The organism is Chitiniphilus shinanonensis DSM 23277 (assembly GCF_000374805.1).
GTDB lineage: Bacteria > Pseudomonadota > Gammaproteobacteria > Burkholderiales > Chitinibacteraceae > Chitiniphilus > Chitiniphilus shinanonensis.
The window spans coordinates 1-4,012 of record NZ_KB895368.1 but is presented as its reverse complement, the minus strand read 5'-3'; the positions used below and the strand labels follow the sequence as shown (position 1 = coordinate 4,012).

The window sequence follows — 4,012 nt, the reverse complement described above, 5'->3', positions numbered from 1 at the left end:
ACCCGGTCGGTCTACAGCAAGGACGGGCGCCTGCGCTTCAGCATCGACGCCGCCGGCTACGTCACCGAAAACAAGTACGACGCCAACGGCCGCATCGTCCAAAGCACCCGCTACGCCAATGCCGTGTCCCTGGCCGGTTCCCCCACCGAGGCCCAGGTCCGCGCCGCGCTTGTCCCCGTCGCCGCCGATCAGCAGCTCTGGCAGGTCTACGATGCCGGCGGCAACCTGCGCTTCAGCATCAACGACGCCGGCTACGTCAAGGAAAACCGCTACGACGCCCTCGGCCAGGTCACGGCCAACATCGAGTACGCCATACCGGTCGCCGTCAGTGCCACCGCCAGCGAAGCCGCCATGGTCGCCGCCCTGGCCGCCCAGCAGAGCGATTCCAACCGCCGCATCACCGGCTACGTCTACGACAACGTCGGCCGCACGCTCAGCCAGACCGACGCCCTCGGCCAGACCCAGAAATGGACTTACGACGCCCTCGGCAACAAAACCAGCTGGACCAATGCCGCCAATCTCCAGTGGACCTACGCCTACGATGCCGCCGGCCGACTGGTGCTGGAAAAAACCCCCGCGCTCGCCTACTCCCGCCTCGCTGAAACCCCTGCCAGCCCCCTCACCACCCTCGAACTGGGCGGCGTCATCCAGACCCGTTACACCTACGATGCCCTCGGCAATGTGCTGAGCAAGATCGAAGCCGACGGCCTGCCCGAAACCCGTACCACCGAATATCGCTACGATGCCCTGGGACGGCAGACTCAGACCATCCACCCCCAGGTGGAAGTGTGGAATAACCTCGGCCAGTTGGTCAGCGCCAGCAAACCCACCGAAACCGTGGTCTACGACGCCCTGGGTCGGGTGGTGATCAAGGTCGACACCGCCGGCAAGGCCAGCCAGGTGGTCTACAACCCGGCCGGGCAGGTCGCCTATGAGATCGATGCCAACGGCTATGTGACCAGCTATGGCTACGATGCCTTCGGCAATCGCACCCGGGTCACCCGGCATGCCAACTACTATCGGGCTCCCTCCGCCTCCGTGCCGGAAACCCTGGCTCAGCTCAATACCGCGTTCAGTACCGGCGGCAACAAGCTCAATGCCGAAGACGATCGCACCATCACCTATGGCTATGACCAGCTGAATCGGCAGGTGATGCAGAGCGACCCCACCACCGGGTATGTGAATGGGGCCAATGGGGTGTCCTATTTAGGGTACAAACGTACCCTGCAGGCCTACGATGCCTTCGGGCATGTGGTGGATAAAAAAGTACTGGGTATGGTGCTGAACAATGGCACCGAGTATTGTTTGAACGGCTTAGTAAGTGTTTTTTACTACGATGGCCTCGGCCGACAAATCGCCCGCATCGACCGTGGGGTTTACGATAGCAATAACTACCTGACCGAAATGCAATACGATGCGGCCGGCAATCTGATCCGTCGCATCGAATATGCCAATATTGCAACCAATGTCACTCAAAGCGGCTACACCAAGGGGGCCGCCGCTTTAGCCAGTGCAGGCGCAGTCAGCAGTGCCGGCTTCGACCGCGAAGTGTCCTATACCTACGACCTCCTCGGCCGTAAAACCTCCGAGACCCAATACCGCGTCCAGGGTTATACCCCCAACGGCAACGCCGTCAATGCCACCCTCACCGACCTCACCACCACCTACCGCTACGATGCCCTCGGCAACCTGATCTACACCCAGGACGGCCTCGGCAACCAAAGCTACGCCTGGTACGACGCACTCGGCCGCACCCAGGCCGTGCTCGACGTCGCCCGCGTCGTCGATGGCGGCGCCATCCAGCGACCCCTCACCATCTTCTTCCGCGACGTCTACGGCAACGTCGTCAAACAACAACGCTACGCCAGCGGCGGCACCGTCGCCGCCAACGGCACCCTGGTCATCCCGCCCGTCAACGCCGAATCCGCCAACGATCAGATCGAATACACCCAATACGACGCCCACGGCCGTGCCATCCGGCAGGTCAATGCCGTCGGCGACAACCAGTATTCCCGCTACGATGCCGCCGGGCGCGTCGCCTACGAATGGATTACCGCCAACGGCCTCAATCCCACCGGCTCCCGCCAGCAGGTCCGCGGCTATGAATACGATGCCACCGGCCGACAGACCGCCACCCTGCAACAGACCTATACCTACAATACCGGCTCCGGCACCGGCCTCAATACCACCCAACTGATCCAGTACGCCGGCTACAACGCCTTCGGCGAAATCGTCAGCAAGGGCGACAGCTACTTCGGCAATGGCTGGGAAGTCTTCCACTACAACCGCGCCGGCCAGCTCATCGCCGACTATCAAGGCGGCGTCGCCCACGCCTACCGCTACGACGCCTTCGGCAACCTCACCCTGCAGATCGAGAGCGATTCGCGCAACCTGCTCGATGCCACCTTCCTCTCCTACCGCAATACCCCCAGCCTGGACATGACCGGTGCCGTCGCCACCCGCATGGCCTATGACCCGCTCGGTCGTAACATCCAGACCTGGCAGGCCAGCCGGACCCTCGGCGACACCAGCGTCGCCAGCATCCGCACCAGCTACAACCGATGGGGCGACAAGACCAGCGAAACCGGCTACGACGGCGCCACCTTCAGCTACACCTACCGCGGCAACCAGCTCGCCCAGGTGATCTACCAAGGCAACGGCCTCGCCGCCAGCGATGTCACCAACACCTTCTACAGCGCCACCCTCGCGACCAACGGCACCCAATGGGTCGTCAGCAGCGGCACCCTGGTCGGCAAGGTCCTCGCCGAGTCCTACTACGATGGCCTCGGCCGCAAGGTCGGCGAACGCGATGCCAATGGCAACCTGATCGCCTACCACTACGACGCCGCCGGTAACCTCATCAAGGAAGACCGCGCCGCCGGCGCCGCCGACTTCGTCTACACCTACGACCTGTTCGGCCGCCGCGTCAGCGAGTCCGGCAACACCGGCTATACAACCGCCACCCGCTTCACCTACGACCAGGCCAATCGCCGCACCGCCGCCCTCATCGGCTCCCGTACCCTCTCCTACACCTACAACGCCCTCAACCAGCTCGTCTATCAAAGCACCCGCTTCAGTGGTGGTGCGGCCCTGGGTGAGGCCTATGCTTATGACGACTTCGGCCGCGTCGTCTCCTACAACAGTGACGCCAACAACTACATCCAAACCTACAGCTACGACAGCCGCGGCAACAAGATCGCCGATATCAAGACCAGCCGGAGCAACAGCAACCAGAAGTTGAGCCTGCGCTGGAACTACGACTACTTCGGCCGCCTGCTTAACCGCACCGACCTGGGCAACAACACCTACGCCTATCTCTACGACCGGCGCGGCCGCATGGTGGAAGAACGCGCCCAGATGCACCTCTCTACCGATACCGCCGGTACCGGTGCCATCGACAGCGGGTTCACCCACTGGCTGTTCTACGCCTACGACGATCAGGGCCGCATGATCGCCCAGGTCGACTACTCCCGCCTCGACCTGGATGACCGCCGCCCTAATATCGATGCGCCCTGGACGGTCATGGATGGCTACACCCGCAATGGCACCACCACCGGCTATGTCCCCGCCGTCTACAACGAGGGCGTGCTGGTCCCCGGTACCGGTACGACCGTATCCCTGCCCGAATACGATACCTACGAGCGCATCACCGCCGGCAGCATGCCCAAACGGGCCGACGACAACGTCGCCACCACCAACGTCAACGAGTTCAACCAGTTCGCGCTGAACCTGGCCCGCTACCTCGACAACCCCGCCACCTACGCCAACTACTTCAACAGCTATCGCGCCCCGGATTCATTCTGGGTCTCCAAGCAGGTGTCCTACAGCTACACCGTCCAGGTGCCGCAGAACAACACCGAGACCGCCGTCACCGGCCAGACCCCCATCTACAACAACGAAGGGCAGGTCATCGGCTATACCCCCGTCTACGGCACCATCAACTACACCACCTACACCCCGCAGACCGTCAACCAGAGTCAGACCGTCAACTACGTCGCCACCCGCAACTACA

Annotated in this window: 1 protein-coding gene; it reads left to right on the top strand. The window is 62.8% G+C overall.

The window, feature by feature from the left end; genetic code table 11:
• The coding region (locus C556_RS24150) for an RHS repeat domain-containing protein (protein ID WP_018749747.1) at positions 1–4,012 on the top strand (4,012 nt) is incomplete at both ends.